The 20,810-nt window shown below is 52.6% G+C and carries 17 protein-coding genes; 5 read left to right on the top strand and 12 right to left on the bottom strand.

Annotated features, from left to right (window positions below):
* Window positions 1–78: 78 nt before the first annotated feature.
* The 5 genes from J2Z49_RS06320 to J2Z49_RS06300 form a co-directional block, all read right to left on the bottom strand.
* Window positions 79–1,494, bottom strand: coding sequence for an ArsB/NhaD family transporter (locus J2Z49_RS06320; protein WP_307400964.1), 1,416 nt, complete (start codon window positions 1,492–1,494; stop codon window positions 79–81).
* 73 nt (window positions 1,495–1,567) lie between these two features.
* Window positions 1,568–3,529, bottom strand: a complete 1,962-nt coding sequence (locus J2Z49_RS06315) for a TRAP transporter permease (protein ID WP_307400961.1) — start codon at window positions 3,527–3,529, stop codon at window positions 1,568–1,570.
* Window positions 3,530–3,623: 94 nt separating this feature from the next.
* Window positions 3,624–4,658, bottom strand: a complete 1,035-nt coding sequence (locus J2Z49_RS06310) for a TAXI family TRAP transporter solute-binding subunit (protein ID WP_307400958.1) — start codon at window positions 4,656–4,658, stop codon at window positions 3,624–3,626.
* 112 nt (window positions 4,659–4,770) lie between these two features.
* A complete protein-coding gene (locus tag J2Z49_RS06305; RefSeq protein ID WP_407650057.1) occupies window positions 4,771–5,796 on the bottom strand; it encodes a UxaA family hydrolase in 1,026 nt (341 codons plus the stop codon).
* Window positions 5,797–6,094: 298 nt separating this feature from the next.
* Window positions 6,095–7,807, bottom strand: a complete 1,713-nt coding sequence (locus tag J2Z49_RS06300; protein WP_307400952.1) for a methyl-accepting chemotaxis protein — start codon at window positions 7,805–7,807, stop codon at window positions 6,095–6,097.
* A 467-nt stretch (window positions 7,808–8,274) separates the two neighbouring features.
* Between J2Z49_RS06300 and J2Z49_RS06295 the strand changes: the two genes are divergently transcribed.
* From J2Z49_RS06295 to J2Z49_RS06285, 3 genes are all read left to right on the top strand, one after another.
* Entirely contained in the window at window positions 8,275–8,556 is a 282-nt protein-coding gene (locus J2Z49_RS06295) for a UxaA family hydrolase (RefSeq protein WP_013824252.1), read from the top strand.
* Between the two features lie 2 nt (window positions 8,557–8,558).
* Window positions 8,559–9,722, top strand: a complete 1,164-nt coding sequence (locus J2Z49_RS06290) for a UxaA family hydrolase (protein ID WP_013824253.1) — start codon at window positions 8,559–8,561, stop codon at window positions 9,720–9,722.
* A gap of 158 nt (window positions 9,723–9,880) precedes the next feature.
* Complete coding sequence (locus J2Z49_RS06285; RefSeq protein WP_307400949.1) at window positions 9,881–10,612, top strand: sulfite exporter TauE/SafE family protein; 732 nt, start codon at window positions 9,881–9,883, stop codon at window positions 10,610–10,612.
* A 114-nt stretch (window positions 10,613–10,726) separates the two neighbouring features.
* Here the strand turns inward: J2Z49_RS06285 and J2Z49_RS06280 are convergent, their stop codons facing one another.
* The 6 genes from J2Z49_RS06280 to J2Z49_RS06255 all read right to left on the bottom strand — a co-directional run bounded on the left by J2Z49_RS06280 (window position 10,727) and on the right by J2Z49_RS06255 (window position 16,551).
* Window positions 10,727–11,773, bottom strand: a complete 1,047-nt coding sequence (locus J2Z49_RS06280; protein WP_307400945.1) for an Ldh family oxidoreductase — start codon at window positions 11,771–11,773, stop codon at window positions 10,727–10,729.
* Window positions 11,774–11,936: 163 nt separating this feature from the next.
* Window positions 11,937–12,632, bottom strand: coding sequence for a FadR/GntR family transcriptional regulator (locus J2Z49_RS06275; RefSeq protein WP_307400942.1), 696 nt, complete (start codon window positions 12,630–12,632; stop codon window positions 11,937–11,939).
* 819 nt (window positions 12,633–13,451) lie between these two features.
* Complete coding sequence (panD, locus tag J2Z49_RS06270) at window positions 13,452–13,835, bottom strand: aspartate 1-decarboxylase (protein WP_307400939.1); 384 nt, start codon at window positions 13,833–13,835, stop codon at window positions 13,452–13,454.
* Window positions 13,836–13,922: 87 nt separating this feature from the next.
* The gene (gene panC, locus J2Z49_RS06265) at window positions 13,923–14,783 is read right to left on the bottom strand and encodes a pantoate--beta-alanine ligase (protein ID WP_307400936.1); all 861 of its coding nucleotides are present in this window, start codon (window positions 14,781–14,783) and stop codon (window positions 13,923–13,925) included.
* A 17-nt stretch (window positions 14,784–14,800) separates the two neighbouring features.
* Window positions 14,801–15,637 carry a 3-methyl-2-oxobutanoate hydroxymethyltransferase gene (gene panB / locus J2Z49_RS06260; protein WP_307400932.1) on the bottom strand — a complete coding sequence of 279 codons (837 nt, stop codon included), beginning with the start codon at window positions 15,635–15,637 and terminating at the stop codon, window positions 14,801–14,803.
* Window positions 15,634–16,551 (bottom strand): Rossmann-like and DUF2520 domain-containing protein, encoded by a 918-nt coding sequence (locus J2Z49_RS06255; RefSeq protein ID WP_307400929.1) that lies wholly within the window; start codon window positions 16,549–16,551, stop codon window positions 15,634–15,636. Before J2Z49_RS06255 ends, panB begins: the two co-directional genes overlap by 4 nt.
* A 483-nt stretch (window positions 16,552–17,034) precedes the next feature.
* On the opposite strand from J2Z49_RS06255, the gene J2Z49_RS06250 reads away from it, so the two are divergent.
* Window positions 17,035–18,342, top strand: a complete 1,308-nt coding sequence (locus J2Z49_RS06250; RefSeq protein ID WP_307400926.1) for an MFS transporter — start codon at window positions 17,035–17,037, stop codon at window positions 18,340–18,342.
* Between the two features lie 221 nt (window positions 18,343–18,563).
* Complete coding sequence (locus J2Z49_RS06245; protein WP_307400924.1) at window positions 18,564–19,796, top strand: amidohydrolase family protein; 1,233 nt, start codon at window positions 18,564–18,566, stop codon at window positions 19,794–19,796.
* Window positions 19,797–19,935: 139 nt separating this feature from the next.
* Here J2Z49_RS06245 and J2Z49_RS06240 read toward each other — a convergent pair whose 3' ends face one another.
* Window positions 19,936–20,619, bottom strand: coding sequence for an AAA family ATPase (locus J2Z49_RS06240; protein ID WP_307400921.1), 684 nt, complete (start codon window positions 20,617–20,619; stop codon window positions 19,936–19,938).
* Between the last annotated feature and the right edge of the window lie 191 nt (window positions 20,620–20,810).

Raw genomic sequence — 20,810 nt, 5'->3', positions numbered from 1 at the left:
CAGGAATGGGATTCATCCGCTGTTTTTGCACTGTATCTGGATGCTCAAGAAGATACTATATCTCCATGCCAACGGGCTCTAAATTTGCTTATGCTTAACCAACCCACCCTGGGACAGCTTGTTTTCGGAGAAGAGAAATTTGTTCAGGGGAATACTCAAAACCCCCAGCACCACTCCGACCACCAGGGTGCCCACCAGGGATATCAAACCGTGATAGTGATACCAGAACAATAGATAAACTGTGGACACAATTATGGACATGAGCATCAGGGGGAAGGCCACCTTCAGGTAGCTTATGAAGGTGATGAGAACTCCCCTCTTTTCGGCCATGCCGATAACCACCACGTTTGCGGAGGCACCAATTGCGGTACCGTTTCCACCCAGACAAGCCCCCAGGGACAGGGCCCACCACAAAAGATCCAGATTACCCATCTGGCCCAGGCGCCCCATGTCATGGATCAGCGGGATCATGGTGGCTACGAAAGGAATGTTATCCACAAAGGCCGAGGCCAGGGCGGAAACCCACAGGATGAGCATGGCCGCCGGCATCAGCTGTCCCCGGGTGATTTCCAGGGAAAAGCGGGCCACAGCCTCGATGACGCCTACTTTCTCCAGAGCCCCCACTACGATGAACAGTCCCACGAAGAAGAAGATTACCGGCCATTCCACCGCGTGAAGGACGTGCTCAGGGTCCTCCCGGGTCAGGAGCAAAAGCAGGCTGGCACCGGACAGGGCAATAACCGACGACTCCAGGTGCAGGAACTGGTGCAGCACAAAACCGGCAATGGTAAGACACAGCACCACCAGACATTTTTTCAGCAGCACCGGGTCCTTGATTTCATCCTTTTCATTCATCCGCATGATTTTTTCTTGCAGTTCAGGCCGGGACACCAGCTGGCGGCGGTAGATAATGCGCAGGCAGAATATGGTCAGGATATAGATTACCACCACTACCGGCGTCAGGTTGATGACGAAATCCATGAACCCCAGATGGGTCTGGCTGCCGATCATGATGTTGGGCGGATCGCCAATTAAAGTGGCCGTGCCGCCGATGTTGGAAGCAATGATTTCGGCAATCAGGAAGGGTATGGGGCTGATCTGCAGCTGGCCGGCAATGGCAAAGGTAACCGGCACAATTAAAAGCACCGTGGTCACGTTATCCAGGAAAGCCGAAAGCACCGCCGTAACCAGGGAAAGGGCAGCCAAGATGCGCAGAGGTTCTCCCTTTGCCCGGCGGGCTGCCTTGACGGCCAGGTATTCGAAAACCCCCGTGCGGCGGGTAATGCCCACGATAATCATCATGCCGACCAAAAGGCCGATGGTATTGAAGTCAATGGCGTGCACAGCCTCTTCGAGGTTCATGATCCCGGTGAGGGCCAAAAGTGCGGCCCCCACCAGGGCAGCCACTGCCCGATGAATTTTTTCCGAAACAATGACAGCGTAAGTTAGCAGGAATACGGCAGTGGCAAAGATAACCTGGACCTGCGCTGACATTTTCTCACTCCTCATTAAATCTGTGGCGAATTACAGCGCATTAATCATTATTAACCTCAAAAACTATTGTATTTTATTTAGCAGAATCGGCAGAAGCTGACCCCTGACGCCGCATGGTAATCACTTGCCACAATATCAACATGATCATCAGCACAAAGCCGATTATATCTGTATAAATATCTGGCCAACACAGCATTACCGCCGATATGCCGGCAAGTATCCTTTCTACTAAGCTAAGCTTGCGCAACTGATAGCCCTGTGTAAACCCGGCCACCATGTAAATCCCTAAAAAGGCGCCGGCAATAGCCCGGATGACTTCCGGAGTGGGACCATTAAACAAGATAGGTGTATAGGCAAACAAGAAGGGAATGATATACAACGGCTGGCCAAAGCGTACCGCCGTCCAGCCTGTTTTCATGGGATCCGCCTGGGCAATGGCAGCCCCGGCAAAAGCAGCCAGACATACGGGCGGGTTGATATTGCCAATCAAGCTCATCCAGTATACGATTAAATGGGCTGGCAACACTTCAACACCCAGTTCCTGCAAAGCCGGCGCCGCAAGGACAGCCAAAATAACGTAGGAGGTGGTGGCGGTAATACCCATACCCAGAACGTAAGCGGCAACACCGACCAGCAAAATAGCCAAAGGTAATATCCCGCCGGAAAGGGCCAGCAGCAGGCTGGAGAACTTCAGGGCCAGTCCGGTGAGGTAGACAACCCCCACAATGATGCCGATGGTACCGACCGTTGCCCCCACGGTCAGGGATTGAACCGTACCCTTCACCAGGGCGTTACCGATTTCTTTCAGCCCCATGCGGGTATCCTTGCGCACCCAGCTTAGCGCCACACTACCGACAATACCCCAGAAGGCAGTCGCCGCCGGCGAATAACCCTTCACCAACAAGTAAATGACCACTGCCACCGGAAGCAGGTAGTACCACCCCTGCTTCAGTTCGTGCCTGGGATCGGGCAGTTCACTTTTGGGCAAGCCCGATAATCCCAGGTTTCTGGCCTGATAATCAACCATCAGGTAAAGGTACATGTAATATAGGAAGGCCGGAACAAAACTCACCAGCGCAATATGCCAGTAGGAAATACCGGTGAATTCGGACATTATAAAAGCACCGGCTCCCATGATAGGGGGCATCAGCATGCCCCCGGTGGAAGCCACCGCTTCAATGGCACCAGCCATATGGGGCTTGTAGCCCACCCTTTTCATCAAAGGTATGGTGAAGGTGCCGGTGGTCACTACATTGGCCGCAGCACTGCCGTTGATGGAGCCCATCAAACCGGAAGCCACAATGGCCACTTTGGCCGGACCGCCCCTGGCCCTGCCGAGCAGGCTGTATGGAAAGTCAATAAAAAACTTCCCTGCCCCGGAAAACTCCAGGAATGTCCCGAAAAGCATAAACATAAATACAAAGTTGGCAAAAATGGCTGATACGCCACCAAAAATCCCGTACAGGGAGGAAAAGAGGAAACCTGCTACACGGTGCAGGGTAAAGCCTTTATGGGACAGTATGCCGGGGAAATAGGGTCCGAACAGGGCATAAATAACAAATATAACAGCAATTACTGCCAGGACGTTACCGGTTACCCGGCGAGTGGCCTCAATGCACAAAACAATGGCTATTAGCCCCATGATTAAATCGGGAGTGGTTACAAAACCAATGCGGTTGGCCATCTGACCGTAGTTTATTACGAAATAAACGGTTACGACCACGGCCAGCAACGCCAGCACGGCATCAAGGATAGTTATGCGGTTACGTGGGGATTTTTTGCTCGCCGGGTAAAGCAGCAGGCACAGGAAAACGGTTATACCGACGTAAATTCCGCGGTTAGCTTCAGGAGAAATAATGCCAAATTTCGACTGGTAGAGATAAAACAGGGAAAACAGGCCGGCCACAATAGCAACAAACAAGCCAACGGGGCCACTAAGAGTCCGCCTGGCTGAAGCCCCTTCATATTCTTCCACCATTTTTTCTATATCCTTACCTTCCGGTGGTGCAGGGCTGCTTGTCTGAGTCAGAAACACGCATCGCTACCTCCTTACTTTATTTAGGGAAGGGGAAGCGGGCATAAAACCCGCTCCTGCTTAAAAACTACCTACCCCTATTGAAGAAACCAATTTAAGAAGAGCTGGATATATTAGGTGGAATAGTCATGCCCTTTTCCTTAAAGAATTTCTCAGCTCCCGGATGGAGAGGTACTGCCAGTTTGTCCATTCCTACCAGGGCATTTTGGAGCGTCATGTCCTCCCCGGCCTTGTGCGTTTGCCGTAATTTTGCCTGACCGCTGTCGGAATAAATGGCCTGGAGCATCTTGTAAACAACTTCCTCAGGTACATTCTTATGAACCACCAGGTAGACAGGGTTGTTATAAAACTTTATATCCTTTTCCTGACCCTTGTAGGTACCACTTTTCACTTCTTGAATCAGGTAGAAGGGGTATTTTTGTCCAAATCCTTTTTGCTCTCCTTCGGAAGGAGCATCAATCAGGTTAACCGGTGTCAGGGCCGAAACATCTGTAATGGCAGACCAGGGAACACGGGAAAAATACCCCATCACATCAAGGGTACGGTTCTTTAATCCGTCAGCCATGTCTTCCGGGGGATAGTACATTACCTTGACCTTGTCCCATAGCCCCATGTGCTTAAGGAAAGTCTCACCGAATATGGCTGATCCGGAACCCTGGGGACCAATAGAAACAGTTTTTCCCGCGAAGTCAGCCACTGTCTTGATTCCACTTTCCTTCAAGGCCGCCCAGTGAAATGCAGCACCCCAGGCAAAGGCGACCAATCTGAAGTCCTGGATTTTCTGATCTTTGAAGAATTCCTGACCGTTCCATGCCCAGTATATTTCCGAAGCATTAGCCCAGGCCATATCGGTTTGCCCGGACTGAATCAGGCGCAAATTTTCTGCCGAACCGCCGCTGGTTTCCACGCTAATATCAATACCCTGTTCTTTAACAATGCTTGCTATGGCCCCACCCATGGGATAATATGTTCCACCTGTTCCAGCCGTGGCAAAGCTGTAGGCCTTCTGGCTTCCCTGTCCAGGCTGACTTTCTCCCCCACCTTTTTTGCCGCATCCGCTAATACCAGCAGACAGTAAACCTATCACCAAAATAACCGTGAGGATTGCCACTACGGGCCTCTTTTTCATTTTAACCTTCGCCTCCTTGAAACTGTTTTTGACACTAAAACGACCCGTCCCAATCAATCGCTTCTCCCGGATTACCCCCCCTTTCTGAACAACTCCTTATTATAGCCCCCCTTTAACCAGCGCCCATCGCCTGCAGAAAAACTTCCCCTGCGGTCAATTTCCCCGAGCAGGTGGCCAGAATTTCGCTCACCAAAAGAATCGCTGCGTTCTCGGAACTCAGTTTGCCGCGCAAGAAACCCGAAAGATCCAGATCGATAATATCCCTCAGATTCCAGGTATCGGTAGCCACCCGCAAAACGGGCACAAAGGAATCAACCAGTGGTTGTCCTCCTGGGGTTGAAACAATAAGATGGATCCCTGCCGAAACAACTTTCTCAGGAGCGAACGCCTCAGAAACAGCTACATAAACTCCCGGCTTCTCAGGTAGCGCCTGCGGAAGAACTACAGTACCCTCAATGGGGGCAGACCCCCACTGGTCCTCATTGTTAAGCTCGTCCCTGGCAAAAACGTTATCCCTACCCCTGCCAGCCATTAAAATATCAGTCACCCCGGACCCGGTCGCCCGCCGGGCCAGCAATTTCAGAAGGGATTCTTCCATCTCTCCAAAATAGAGTGTACGGCCCCCCTCTTCCACAAAACGGTCAGAACACCTGTCGAAAACAGGCAGCAGCTTTCCCTCTTCTACTGCCATACTGCCGGAAAAATCAAAAGCCACACACAGCTTGTTTACCGGGACAAGCTCTCGCCGCGCAGTGGACATATCGCGTTTCATTTCCACCACTGCCTGGAGGGCTGTAGCCGAAGCCTGTCCAATGCCCCCATAATCTTGAAGCCTGAACACCCGGACTGGCCTTCCGGTAAGGGAAACAGAGTGAGCCAGACTATCAACAACAGAATTATCGGACAAATTTCCCGCTAAGACAATTACCCCCCCAATGTTAGGGTTGGTAACAGCACCAATTAATGTAGTTCGAAGATAAGACCGTGCTCCCTCAGGACTGAACTGGTCGGGCAATCCGCTGACCAGTGTAATTCCTTGTACCATTCCTAACAATTGACGGCAGACGTAACCCGCAAAAGAACCCAGGGGAACGACGCACAAATGATTGCGGATGCCTGCCGAACCGTCGGGTCTCATATATCCTAAAAATTCCATGGTCTCCTCCGCAATATTGGTAATACCTCTTACCCCTGATGTATAGATTATGCCAAAATTCGATGTCCTTTGCAAGATGTTTTCTAAACATTATAAAACTTATTTTTAAATTTAATTGGGTTAATTGAGACTTTTTGAGTTACTGGGAATGGAATCACGCAAATAAATCTGCCCGCCGTGCCGGGGGTTATAACCTTTCAGCACGGCGGGTGGGGCTTTGTAACAATCACCAATATAAGGTTCTCGGATCACCAGAAACACACAAACATGGTAGAAAACTTTAGGACACCACAAACCTGCCCACCATGGCCCGCAGCTGGTCAGCCAGTTTTTTCAAATTATTTGCGGCCCCCAGGATTTCTTCCATGGCGGCATTCTGTTCTTCCGCCACAGCCGCTATATTTTCGGTGCTGGCGGATACCTGTTGTATAGAAGCGACTACATCCTGGAGGTATCTATTCAGTTCCTCAACGCGCTGGGAAATTTTTTCAAAAGACTCCCCCGCCTGGCTAACTACTTGAGTGCTGCCTTCTATCCGGTTTATATTTTCTTTAGCATTCTTGACCATCTGGCCGATTTCAGAACGAATACCCTCCACCAGTTGGTTAATTTCTTTAGCCGATGCTGCCGACTGTTCAGCCAGCTTGCGTACTTCTTCGGCCACCACCGAAAAACCACGACCGTGTTCCCCTGCCCGGGCAGCCTCAATGGCGGCATTAAGTGCTAAAAGGTTTGTTTCTTCGGCAATATTAGCAATCACATCTGCCACATGGAATATATTGCCCGCCCTGGCATCTAAATTCATAATCGAATCGGCCACTTCCCGGATGGCCGAATGAATGGCTTCAATCTCCTGACCTATACGGCGTGACAGCACACTGCCTTGTCCGGATGCTTCAGCAGCCTCCCTCGAGATTTCCGCAACCATCTGGGCATTGCTGGACACATTATTAACCGTAGAAGCCACTTCAGAAATCGCAGCCGCAGTTTCATTGGCTCCAGAACTGATTTGTTCTGCATTGCCTTTTAATTGATCGGCGGCCTGAACCAGAGAAATGGAAGCATTGGACACTTCTTTAACCGCTCCGGCTAAACTGTCAACCATTTCTCTAAAAGCCCTGGCCACTTCTCCCACTTCATCGCGGGACGTGGATGCTATCTTTACCGTCAGATCACCCTGGGAAACGAGATCAGCTGATTTTCCCAACTCTTTTAAAGGCCTGGTTAATGTGCTGCTCAGGGATAAGCCAATAAGCACAGCCACAGCGACCGTCACGGCTACTGCCATACCAACCTGCTTAAGAAAATCCCGAGCCAGGGCAGTTGCCTCGGTTAAAGGCAAATTCACCACCACACCCCAGCCGGCCAAAGGTACAGGCTCAAAATTACTGAGATATTTTACGCCTTTAGTTTGATAAATAAGGTGACCCGACTTTCCTCTCAACACTTCTTTTACCGGAAGTTCGTCTTTCAAATCAATTAGTCCGGCTTCCCCCTGCTCCTTTTCTTTTTGAGGATGAACCACGGCCCGTCCCTGCCGGTCCACGATAAAAGAATACCCGGCCACACCAGCTTTATTTTTCTTTATTAAGTCCTCTAAAAATTCCAGGTCCAGGGTCATTTGAACAAAGCCCTTTAATATTCCCTGTGTAAAAATGGGTGCAATCATAATTACACTGTTTTTGCCCGTGGTTTTGTTAATGACCACCTCACTTATGGTTAAATCCCGTCTGGCCATGCCTTCTTTAAAGTATTCCCGGTCTCCCAGGTAAAGTAGCTTCTGTCCATCCGATCGGGCTATCTGGTATCCCCTGGTATCTATTACGGCCAGCAAAGCAGCACCGGAAATATTCTTCTGTAACGAAACCAACAGGGGAGTAACTTTAGCCGGATCCATTTCCTGTACATCGGAGGTACTGGCCAGACCCTGGAGCATTTCAGCACGGTCGGTTAAAAATCTATTGATCTCACTGACCACTCCTTTGGCAATCACACGGTTTTGCTGAAAAGACGCCTGGATCAGATCGGCATTGGCAAAGCGAAAAAATAATAACGCCAGCCCTATAAGAGGTAACAGTGAGAAAAGTAAGAAAGACGCGATTAATTTGCCACGTAACCTGAGCCTGAACATACACTCTCCCCTTCCCAGAAATTTTAATGCCCACAATATTATATCGGTCTGAGGTAGTACCTCCTGAACAGCTCTATCTTAACTATGGTCAAAATTTTTATTGGCTTCTATTACAGTTGGCTTCTATATGGGCTTCTTAATATAGGATAGGAAAAAATAATAGTTGACATCCGGTGGTTAACTAAAGTATAATTTACCCAGCAGAGGTCATACCACATACCACTTTTCAGCCGATTCCTTGCATAACGAATTGCCAAAATTTTCCTATTTTTATCTTTTAAGTTTTGAGCTAGGCCTAGCTAACTAACCAGTCAAGGGAGGAGGATACCATGGCGGTAAAATTTTTTGTACACCACGAGAAGGATACCGTAGGAGTCGCGGTAGCCGATATCAAAGCCGGTGAGACCGCCACCGGCTGGGTGATGGACACCAACGCTGAAATCACCGTGACGGCCCTCAACGATATTCCCCTGGGCCACAAGATTGCTCTGTGCGATTTTCTCCCCGGCGACACTGTAATCAAATATGGCGAATCCATCGGCAAAACTACCCAGGCCATCAAAAAAGGGGAACACGTGCACATCCATAACCTGAAGACTGCGAGGTGGTAAAGATGACACTAAAATTTATGGGATACCGCAGGGAGAACGGCAGAGTGGGGGTCCGTAACCACGTTGTGATTTTGCCTCTCGATGATATATCCAATGCCTGCGCTGAAGCAGTGGCCAACAATGTAAAGGGGACTATCGCCCTCCCCCACCATTTCGGCCGCCTTCAGTTCGGTCGCGACCTGGAGCTTTTCTTCCGCCAGTTAATTGGCATTGGCAGCAACCCCAATGTGGCCGCCTGCATCGTCATCGGCATCGAGACTTCTCACTGGACCACCCGGGTAGCCGAGGGAATCGCCAAGACTGGCAAGCCCGTGGCCATGTTCGGGATTGAAAGATACGGTGACTTCAACACCATCGAGCGGGCTTCCAGAAAAGCCAAGGAATTCGTTCACTGGGCCAGCGAACTCCAGCGGGAAGAATGCGAAATCGCCGACCTGGTGGTCAGTGTGAAGTGCGGCGAGTCGGACACCACCTCCGGCCTGGCCGCCAATCCCACTGTAGGTAAAGTGGTGGAGCGGCTGACCGCGGCCGGTGCCTCCTGCAGCTTTGGTGAAACCACCGAACTGACCGGAGGCGAGCATATTGTTGCCGCCAGGATGAGAACCCCGGAACTGAGGGAAAAATTCATGGCCCTTTTCAATGACTACCAGGCCCTCATTATGCAGGAAGAAGCCGACCTCCTCGGCTCCCAGCCGACTCAGGGCAACATCATCGGTGGTTTGACCACCATTGAAGAAAAAGCGCTGGGCAACATCCAGAAGATCGGCAATTGCATGGTGGACGGCGTCCTTGAATCTGCCGAATACATTCCTCCGCGGACCGGCAAACTCTGGTTCATGGACACCTCCTCTGCGGCAGCGGAAGCCGTTACCCTGTGGGCGGCCGGCGGCGCCGTGATTCACCTCTTCCCCACCGGCCAGGGCAACGTCGTGGGTAACCCTATCGTCCCGGTCATCAAACTGTCGGCCAACCCCATTACCGTCTCCACTATGTCCGAGCACATTGACGTGGATGTATCCGGCGTGCTCCGCCGCGAACTGACCCTCGACCAGGCCGCCGACAAGTTGATGGAAATGATCATCCGCACCGCCAACGGCCGTCTGACTTCCGCCGAGGTCCTGGGTCACAGGGAATTTGTCATCAACAAACTATACCGCAGCGCATAAGTCCTCTTTTATCGAGCGGCAAACAATTAAAAAAGAATATTATTCCCCTCCACACTACCCCCATATATACGGAATAAGCCCCGGAAGTATCAGATACTTTCGGGGCATATTTATAAAATCGTCAACTTTACATAACTATTAATAAAGGAGAAAATACTATGCTAAACATCTTTTCCATGCTAGCCGCCTTTGTAGCAGGGTTGTTAAAAACTGCCTTCGGCATTGGCGCAGGGGTATTTTTAACTCCCCTGCTGTCTCTTACCATGGACCCCAAAACTGCAGTGGCTTTAATGGCACCCATGATGCTTATAACAGATTTTTCTACTTTGGGTACCCACTGGAAAAGGTGGGATAAAAAGCAGCTCTTGATAATATTGCCTGGCGCCCTATTAGGTACTATTTTAGGTAGCTATTACCTGGCCGGAGCTTCTCCCGAAAAAACAAAAATTACAATAGGAACTATTGCTATACTTTTTTCAACCCTTCAAATTTTACGTATAAAAAAAGAAAAACTTTTTACAAATATAAAATTCAGTCCATGGCAGGGTAGCATTATCAGTATCGCAGCAGGAACAGCTTCGGCAATAGCCCACTCAGGAGGTATTGTCCTTACCATTTATTTAATAACACAAAATTTAAAGAAAGAAACTTTTGTGGCCACTTTGGTGGGATTCCTACTCTTTGCTGATTGTTTAAAGATAGTAATGTTTAGCAGGCTGGGAATCCTCACTTTGCCCCTGGTCAAAATTAGTTTATTCCTGGTTCCGGTTTTGTTTTTAGGTAGCTGGGCGGGAAGTAAATTAATTAAAAAGATATCAGATAAGCAGTTTATTATTTATATTAATATTCTGGTCTTTTTAAGCGGGCTTATTTTATTGATCAAACACTAAGCCCACCTGTAACCTGATGAAAGTCCTTAAGTATGAAAGCCCTCTGGATCCCGGACTCGGAAGGTGCAGGGAATCATGCCAACGGCAGCAAGCCGAAGAAATCCAGCCTGTCTTTCAGCTCTCCAGAGTCCGGACGCCCAACTCCATAGCAAGCTGGTTCAATTCCTGTAGCAGGTTTTCATCAACCGGAATACCTTCTCTTACCCGTTGTTTGGCCTTGACCCGCCGCCTTTCGCCAGGGATCAAAATCTGTTCAAACCCTTTGGCCAAAGGTACGGCCTTTACTCCCTGGATCATATCAGCCATCCGCTTATGAAACGTTTCCAGCGACATCAGGCGGGATACGTCTATGGCCAGGAAACAATGACCGACATTTGCTGGTTCCAAACTATCGTCGTAAATCCAGCCTACCCCGGGACCGTAAGCTGAACCGGAAAGAATACCGGACAACACTTCCACCGCCAGGGCCAGGGCATATCCTTTGGCACCACCTACGGGTAACACCGCCCCTCCCAGGGCTTTCTGCGGGTCGGTGGTTGGTCGTCCTTCTGCATCAATAGCCCAACCCAACGGGATCTCTCGCCCTTCTCTGGCCGCCAGGATGATATTTCCCCGAGCCACGGTGGAAGAAGACATATCCACCACCACCGGGTATTCGTTCGTAGGAAAGGCAAAGGCAATGGGGTTTGTGCCGAAATAAGGTTTCCGCCCGCCCCAGGGAGGAATTCCCGGAGGAGAATTGGTAAACGCCATGCCTATCATTTGCCACCGCGTAGCCATTTTGCAGTAGTAGGAGGCGGCACCGAAATGGTTGCTGTGTTTGGTGGTCACAAACCCTACGCCGTATTGTCCCGCTAACTCGATGGCTATTTTCATGGACCGCACTGCCACCAGTTGTCCCAGGCCGTTATCCCCGTCCACTGCAGCCATCGCTCCAGTACGGTCAACTTTAATTTGAGGCCGTGAATTGATTCGGCCATTTCTCAACCTGGAAATATAAATTGGTAACCGGCTGATTCCATGGGTATCAATACCTTCAAGGCTGGCATCAATTAATACATCGGTGACTACCCCGGCATCCTCCGGTGGCACACCAGCAGCTTTCATCAATTCCCGGCAAAATGGGGCCAATATATCCACGGGGTATTTTTTCAAAAGCATTTAAAATCGACCTCCGTCATTTTTCATACTCATCAGGGCAACTTACGCCGCAGGTTTTTTGCGCTCGTCCCTGGTTAGATAAGAGGTAAGCATGTTTTTCCTTATACACAGAGGAGTGAGGTCATACCTCGATAGCGCACAAATACCCCTCGGTTGTTAAAAGTTACAGAACCCGCTCCACACTTTGAATATGCTCCAGCATAGCTTTCACCGCAGTATCCTTGTCCCGGCGACTGATGGCCTCCATAATGCGCTGATGATCTTTGATGGATTGGATGGCCCGGCCGGGAATGGCTGTAGTACGACTGCGCATGCGGTCGTAGACATGATAGAGGCTGCTGACGATGGCAATTAAAACATGGTTCCGGGTGAAGCTAAAAATAGCCCCGTGAAAACGGGCGTCGTGCTCCCGGGCATAAGCAGGATCAACTTCATTGGTGGTAATGCGGGCCAGAGCATCCTCAACTATTTCCCGTAAGGCGAGGATCTCTTCATCGCTGGCCCTTTCCACCGCCAGACTGACTGCCTGTGTTTCCAGTATCTTGCGCACTTCCAACAAGTCTTTGATTTCGTCCTTTTTGACCACCAGCAATTCGCCCAAGGTATTCATTAACGAAGTGACATCGTTTTGGGCAATAAAAATACCCTGCCCCTTTTTAATGGTCACCATGCCCATGGTGGCCAGTATTTGAATAGCCTCCCGCACCGAAGTACGGCTAACATTCATCAACTGAGCCAGTTCTCGTTCAGGAGGCAGGCGATCCCCGGGCTTTAGTTTTCCTTCGGCAACCAGCGAGCGAATCTGAGCCACAATGCGCTGGGAACGATTAGTATTTTCTGAGACTACTGGTACAAACATCTTCTATTAGTCCCTTCCCTCAGCTTTAGTTATAAGAAAACGTTCAACTCGGTAATCTTTATGTCAAAACCATTTTAAATATTTAAAAGACTATCACTGATTCAGCATGTTTATGGCCTTTGTGGTACATAAATTTAGGGTAATTATTCTGCACTAGCTTTATATTATAGCACGCAGCCAGGCATATTTCAAGCAATTTACATACTTAGTCATCCCCAATTTTTTACGAAATTCCGTCGCAAGCCAATTCCGGCTAGATGCTAAATCTGCAGGCAACCTGCTGCGACGCCCACTCATCCGGGACCGCAAAATATAATACCCAGCGGGTTATAACCCCAAGGTTCGACGCTTTTCCGTAATTGCCACCAACCGGTGATGTATTTGCCGCTTCTCCGCCCAAACCCCTACCACAGTCAACTAAAAAGGGCTACCTGCCACCATATAGGTAGTGTTCGACAGCGCGTCTAAACCCCGGCTACCAGCGCTTGGTGGACCCTGTCATGAAGGTCCGTCCACCAATATCCGACGCCGAAGCCCTACTATGGCTGCGGCCAACGGCCTCGCGCTGGTTAGTTCAAACCGTCCTTATACAACCAGAAGTACTGCACCGATGATATGGTGAATATTTAACAAGAGACCTCACACCCTTCTTTGTTTTGATTTTTTTTGTTATTTTTGTTGTTTTAGGAGCGTGAGGTCTCATTCTATTTCCAAGGAATGACATCGCCGTACTGCGGGGAAAATTACCCTAAAACCACTAAAGGGCTTCTGGCCAATTTACTTCGTACGGGACGGTTAGCAAAAAAAGGAGAGTCCGGCCTAGCCCACCTCTCCCGGTACCTCCTCCCGCCGGATCTCCACCACCCGGTTCTGCCCGTCCACCATGACCACCGTGGGCGAAAAACCGGCCGCTTCCTCCGGGGTCATCATAGCATAGGAAATGATAATGATCGTGTCCCCGGGCTGCACCAGCCGGGCGGCGGCACCGTTAAGACAGATGACGCCGGAATCCCGGGGCCCGCTGATGACGTAGGTTTCAAACCGGACCCCGTTGTTGTTGTTGACAACCTGCACCTTTTCGTGGGGTAAAATGCCGGCCGCTTCCAGCAGCGCCCGGTCAATGGTGATGCTGCCCATGTAGTTCAGGTTGGCCCCGGTTACAGTAGCCCGGTGAATTTTAGATTTGAAGAGCGTAATAAACATGCCAGCGTACCCCCTTCCCTTGAAGCGTTCGGCTTCCGGCCCGGCGTCCTTCTTCAGGTGGGCGCCGGGCCGGACAAAACTTCAGATCTACAGCACCCCGTCCGGGCTGCCGAGCACAAGGTTATCGATTAACCGGGTAGAGCCAAAGCGTACGGCCAGGGCCAAAAGGGCCGGCCCGTCAAGCCTGGACACCGGCTTCAAATCGGGAACTGACCGGATTTCCACGTAGTCGACCAGGGCCCGGGGCTCGGCGGCAATCATGCCCCGCACCAGTTCCACCAGCCGGCCCGCGTCCCGTTCCCCGGACTCGTAGGCCCGGCGGGCAGCCTCTAAACTTCGGGAAAGCACGGTGGCGGCCCGCCTTTCCTCCGGGCTCAGGTACACGTTGCGGGAACTCATGGCCAGGCCGTCTTCCTCCCGCACCGTGGGCACCGTAACTATTTCCAGATCCATGTTCAGGTCTTCAACCATACGCCGGATGACCAGGGCTTGCTGGGCGTCTTTCTGACCGAAAAAGGCCCTGTCGGGGCGCACAATGTTGAACAGCTTGGTCACCACCGTGGCCACCCCCCGGAAGTGACCGGGCCGGGAAAGCCCGCAGAGGCATTCAGTAAGACCTTCGACATCGACATGGGTGGTAAAACCGGGCGGGTACATCTCCTCCACGGAGGGATGGAAGATAGCATCCACGCCCACTTCCCGCGCCAGGGACACATCCCGGTCCAGGTCGCGGGGGTAGCGGTCGTAATCCTCCCGCGGGCCGAACTGCAACGGGTTGACGAAAATGCTGACCACCACCACATCACAGGCCTCTTTTGCCCGGCGCATGAGGGTGAGATGACCCTCGTGGAAATAGCCCATGGTGGGGACAAAGCCCACGGTCAGGCCCCGGGAACGGGCCTGGCGTACAAAATCCCGGATTTCTTTTATCGTGCGGCAGATGAGCAAGGGATACTCCCCTCCGGTTAATACAATTTGCTAAGCACTTCCTCCGGCATGTCAAAACCATGTTCCGGGCCGGGGAAGGCGCCGCTCTGCACTTCCTCCCGGTAGGCCTTGAGCGCCCGGGCAATCTCTTCGTGGAGGTTGGCATAACGCTTGGCAAATTTTGGCGACTTCCCCAGGAACATCCCCAGCAGATCGTGGGTCACCAGGACCTGCCCGTTGCAGTGGGGTCCCGCGCCTATGCCGATGGTGCATACCTCCAGGGTTTCGGTAAGCAGTTTGGCCAGGGGGACGGGTACACACTCCAGGACAATGGCAAAAACTCCTGCTTCCTGAATGGCCCGGGCGTCCTCAAGAAGTTTTTTCGCCTGGGCCTCGTCCTTGCCCTGCACTTTGTAACCGCCCATCTGGTGAATGGATTGGGGCGTCAAACCCAGGTGGCCCATCACAGGAATGCCGCAGGACACCATAGCCCGGATGGTATCGGCCACCTCCCGGCCGCCCTCCAGCTTGACCGCCTGGGCGCCTCCTTCCTGCAGGATGCGGCCGGCGTTGCGCAGGGCCTCTTCCCGGGAAATGTGGTAGGACATAAAAGGCATGTCGCCGATAACCATGGCCCGTTTGACCCCCCGGGTAACGGCTTTAATATGATGAACCATATCGTCCATGGTCACGGGAATAGTGGAATCATAGCCTAAGACGGCATTGCCCAGGGAATCTCCCACTAAAATGGCATCAATCCCCGCTTCATCCACCATCCTGGCCATGGGATAATCGTAGGCCGTGAGCATGGTAATTTTCCGGCCGGTCTTTTTTGCTTCCCGGAAATACGCAGTGGTGACCTGCTGGTTGCTCATGAGGATACCTCCTTGGATTTGGATACATCTTCACCATTGGCCGAAGCCATAAATACCTCTTCCAGTTGCCGGGCCTGCCCGGCATCAATGCTGCCCTTTTCCCTGGCCACCTGGATGGTGTACAGCCCCAGCAGGCGGTAGAGCCGGGATTCCCGGTTCCCCACCCGGTCCAGGGCCGGCAGGTGCCCGGCAATGGTGGGCACATCTCCCCGGGCCACCGGACCCGTAAGGGCTTCCACCGGTCCCACCCGCCTGATATTGTTTATTGTGCCCCGCACCAGGGGATACAACGCTTCAAAAGCTTCCCTCCGGGAGAGGCCAAACCGGCCGTAAACGCTGGTCGCCAGGTGCATCAAAGACACCAGGTAGTTGGAAGCAATGCAGGCCGCCGCATGGTAAAGGGGCTTATCTTCAGCCTTGATGATAAAGGCATGGCCTTGTAAGTCGTCAACCACCTGCCGGGCCACGGGAATGGCCGCCTCATCCCCCTCCAGGGCAAAGTAGGACCCGGGGAGGTTTTCCCTGGCCCCCGCAACATCGGCAAAGGACTGTAACGGGTGGATGGACACGGCCAGGGCGCCGGCTTCCCGGACACCGTGCAGTTCACTGGATGCGTGGGCACCGCTGGTGTGGGCCACCACCTGGCCGGAACGAAATCCCCCTTCCCGGGCAATAAGTTCCGACACCGGGGCAATCTCCCGGTCGGGCGTGGTAATAAAAACCAGATCGGCCTTTAGCGCTGCCTCCCACGGCCGGTCATACGCCCTGCAACCCAGGGACCGGGCCAGTTTCTGGGCCGGCTCCGGACTCCTGCTGGCCACGGCCACCACCGGGTAACCCCGCTCCTTTAAAAGCAGGGCCAGGGCGCTGCCCACTTTACCGCATCCCACTACGGCCACCGAAGGCTTACTCATCAGTCCCACCCCAGCTTCTGAAATCCTGATTACGGCAAATAACAAAGAAGCCCCGTACAATTCAACAAAAAATGCCTTCCGGGCTCCCGAAAGGCAGTAAATGTTCCCCATTATCTCCGTCTCGGTCCTTCCCGGCTCCAAGCGGCAAAACGTATTAGGTTTTAGAGGTACTTTTAGTAACTAAGGTATGGTTCCCGCGGGGATACCATCCCATGGATAAATTTTATCATACGCTCTAGCAAAGAGACAATAAATTTTTTAAAGGTGGTAATCTAAAATTCTGATCTTCCAGTGCCAGCGGGTCCAAGGACTTACAGGTGGCCAGGGGATATTATTACCGGGCTGAAGGCTTCCACCAGGCGACTGAAAACAGAGCTTCCGAGTCCTTCTATTCCTACTCCAGCTACCTTCACCAAAGCAGGAGTTCGGCGGCGAAAAAAAGAATAATTAGACCAGTTAAATACCAACAGGTGAATAAACAAAATGCGCGAAACCCGGCAACGGGAACACATCCCACTGGTACAACTGGCTTTAATTCAATTGCTGGTACTGTTGCCGGCCTATTGTTTGTCGGCCGTCCTGCCCCTGGTGGAAAAGCAGTGGGGGATCAGCCACGGGGAGGCCGGGATAATGGTGGCCGCCTTTCAGGCCGGGTACATTGCAGCAGCCCTGGTGGCCCTCCCCCTCACCGACCGCATTGACGCCCGCTATGTGATGGCCGGAGGAGCCATTTTATCGACCTTCACCCATACCATCTTTTCCCTGCTGGCCCGGGATGCCTTATCGGGTACCCTGCTGCGGGCGCTGGCCGGTGCGGGCCTGGGAGGGATCTACATGCCCGGGATCAAAGTCATTTCCCTGGCCCCCAGTTCCCGCGGCCGGGCAGTGGGCTTTTACGTTTCCTCCTACCTGGTGGGCACCTCCCTTTCCTTCGCCCTCACCGGGGCCCTTACCGCCTTTTTAACCTGGCAGGAGGCCTACCTCGTTCTGGCAGGGGTAAGCTTTGGGGCCATTGCCCTTTCTCTCTGGCTGTGGCGCCAACCCGCAGCCGCCTTTTTACCCGGCACCCGGAAAGCAAAAATCCCGGCAAACAGTTCCGGGGGAGATGAAACACCCGGTCTTGCTTCGCAGACCGGGCCACCGGAACCGGCGCAGGGAATCCAGCAGGTTGAAACCAGCCAGCGTAACCTGGCCATGGTTCTGGTCATCCTGGCCTATGCGGCCCACATGTGGGAAATGTACGGGTTGCGTTCGTGGTTGACGCCCTTTCTTACCGTCGTTTTCCAAGACCGCTACGCCCAGGCCACTTCCCTGGCGGCCACCCTCACTGCCCTGTCGGTAATGCTGGGGGCTCCATCCACCCTGGCCGCCGGTTGGCTCTCAGATCGCCTGGGGCGCACGGGCACGGCCCTGGCGATCATGCTCACCAGCGCCGCCTGTTCATTTACCATGGGCTGGCTGCTACCGGCATCGCCGTGGCTGTTGCTGCCGGTGGGCCTGGTTTACAGCTTGACGGTTACGGCGGATTCACCGATATTTTCCACCGGACTGGCGGAAATCGCCCCCCGGGAAAAACTGGGCCGCATCATGGCCTGGCAGACCTTTGTGGGTTATATTGCCGCCACCGTGTCCCCCGCGGTTTTTGGGCTGATTCTTGACGTTTATGCCGGTCCCGCCGGCTGGATCCTGGCTTTTTCCAGCCTTGGTGCCGTGGTGCTGGTTGGAGCGGTGCTAATGTTTTATCTTTCCTTCTTGCCGTCAAGCCGGGCCATGGGCGAAAGGCCGCGGTAGAACACTATTTGCTGTCACAGGCACCACTCACTTAGTTCATGCTGTTATTGAGTCCCTGATCAATGCGTGCCCTTAAAAAAGTGTATAAGAACATCAATCAATGAGTATATAAACAATGCCAATCCAATACCCGCAACAATCTTGCCATACTTTAACCGGCGCAAGAAGCGTCCCTGCTGCCAGGCCGATTCGAAAGGATTCTACCGAGGCGAGGATGTCCCATGTCTTTAATAAATCTTGGCCCCGGCCAGACCTTACTCATCAAAGCCTCCCGTATTTGGCGGGGCACGCCGTCCCCGCCCCAGGAAGGACTGATATATGTCCAGGGCGGGAAAGTAATAGCCATTTCCGCCGGTAATGACCCTGAGGAATACCTTTGCACAGACCATTCCCGAGAACCGGTACCCGTACTCGAACTCCCCAATTGCACTGTGGTCCCCGGCTTCATCGACTGCCACGTCCACCTGGCTCTGGACGGCAGGGATTTTTCGAGGGCGCAGCAGCAATGGACCGCCCGGGGGGAATTACTTGAGCGGGTGAAGGCGGACTTAACAAGTACCCTGGAACGGGGTATAGTAGCCATTCGGGATGGAGGAGACCGGGCTGGTATCGGTCTTGAAGTAAAACAACTGGTTATAACCGGCAGGTTGGCCGGGCCTCTGGTACTGGCCTGCGGGCATGCGCTGCACCGGCAGGGAAAGTACGGCTCTTTCCTGGGGCCAGGTTTAACCCCGGGGGAACTGGAAAAGGCGGTGGATTCCCTGGCCCGGCAGGGAGTGGACCACCTCAAGATCCTGGTATCAGGAATAGTAAGCTTCTCCGAGTACGGGCGGGTGGGCGGCCCCCAGTTCACCCGGGAGGAACTGCAACGAATAGTCTACCGCGCCCGCAGCCGCGGGCTAAAGGTCATGGCCCACGCCAGCGGGGACGATGCTGTTCGCCTGGCCGTAGAAGCCGGGGTGGATTCCATAGAGCACGGTTATTTCATCAGCGAGGAATCCCTGCACCGCATGGCCGCTCAGGGTATTGCCTGGGTGCCCACGGTAATCCCGGTGGCCGGCCAGGTGAGGGGAAAATTGCGGGCACAATATACGGCCCGGGAAATTGAGGTCATCACCCGCACCTGGCGGCGCCAGGTGGAAATGATCAAAAAAGCCCTGGAAATGGGCGTTACCCTGGGGGTGGGCACCGACGCCGGGGCCACCGGCGTATGCCACGGACAGGGCTTCCTGGAGGAACTGCTTCTTTACCGGGAAGCCGGCCTTTCCCCGGCGGATATTCTTCTGGCCGCCACCCGCAACGGTGCGGCCATCCTGGGACTGGAGCACCTGCTGGGCCGCATTGAACCGGGGCGGCCCGCCTTCCTGGTGGCCGTGGAAGGCAACCCCTGGGAGGACGTCAGCGCCCTGGCCAGGGTAAAATATGTATTCCGGCCCGCACGCAGCTTTATCTAACCAGTTGAAAAAATTGACGAGGAGGTTCACTATGGCTCGTATTGGCATAATTACCTGTTCCAACTGCACCCAGGATTTAAATTGTGCTTCGGTTGTATGCCTGGCTTACCAGCCTGGAATCTGAATTTTGCAGGCCACACTAAGATAGTTCCCGCAAGATATATTCCTGGAACATCGGTTCAGTAAATTTATACACTCCGCGCCCGCTTTTTTCGATGACCCCTTTGGCCATCAAAAAATCGATAGCCCTTTTGACCTCGTTAGGGTGTTCCTTTCGGGAATAAGCTCTTTCCCCCCGGGTAATTCTCTTTAAAACCTTGCCGGAGTGGGGGTTTCCGTTTAATTCATCAATTATCCTGTCGAACAGGGGGGAGAGCGCGTACAGCGCCCGCTCGTACCCAATTCTGACGGTTTCGAGGGAAAGCTTTTTTTCGGAAGCTTCGAGGAGGAAGTGATAAACTTCTGAGCACACAATCATGGTGTCTTGCGGGTGTCCTCCGGTAAGCTTCACAATTTCCCTTATACTGTCCTCGTCAGCTTTTAAGCCTGCGCTGGCGAACTTTCTGGCGATGTATTCTATCCAGGCGTCTTCCGGAATAGGGGGGATGGGAAGAATTAGGGCAAACCTGTAGAATGCCTGCTTGCTGCTGGCAAAAATGTTCTTCATGAGGTCTTCTTTGGAACCCAGGAAAAGGTAGGACACGTTTTTGTGCATTTGAAAGTGCGCTCTCATCTTCTTGTAAATTTCCCTGCCGGCGACCCGAGAGGCTTCCTGGAACTCGTCAAAGACCACCACCATTTGCTTCTTTTCTTTTCTGGCCAATTCATCGGGCAGGTCCAGGGCGTAGTCGAGCAACCTGCTTTCGTCCCGGTCCCTTTCCAAGAGGCGGAAGTCGATTTCGAGATCCCTCAACTTGAGTGTAGATCGTAAAATAGAATTGACCCCCGATCGTCAAATAAAACTGACCCACCCTATGATAAAATCTCCCTCGAGAGGGGGAGGCAAAAGAGGTG

This window comes from Desulfofundulus luciae, from assembly GCF_030813795.1.
Taxonomy (GTDB): Bacteria; Bacillota; Desulfotomaculia; order Desulfotomaculales; family Desulfovirgulaceae; genus Desulfofundulus; species Desulfofundulus luciae.
This window is presented reverse-complemented; position numbering and strand designations above follow the sequence as displayed.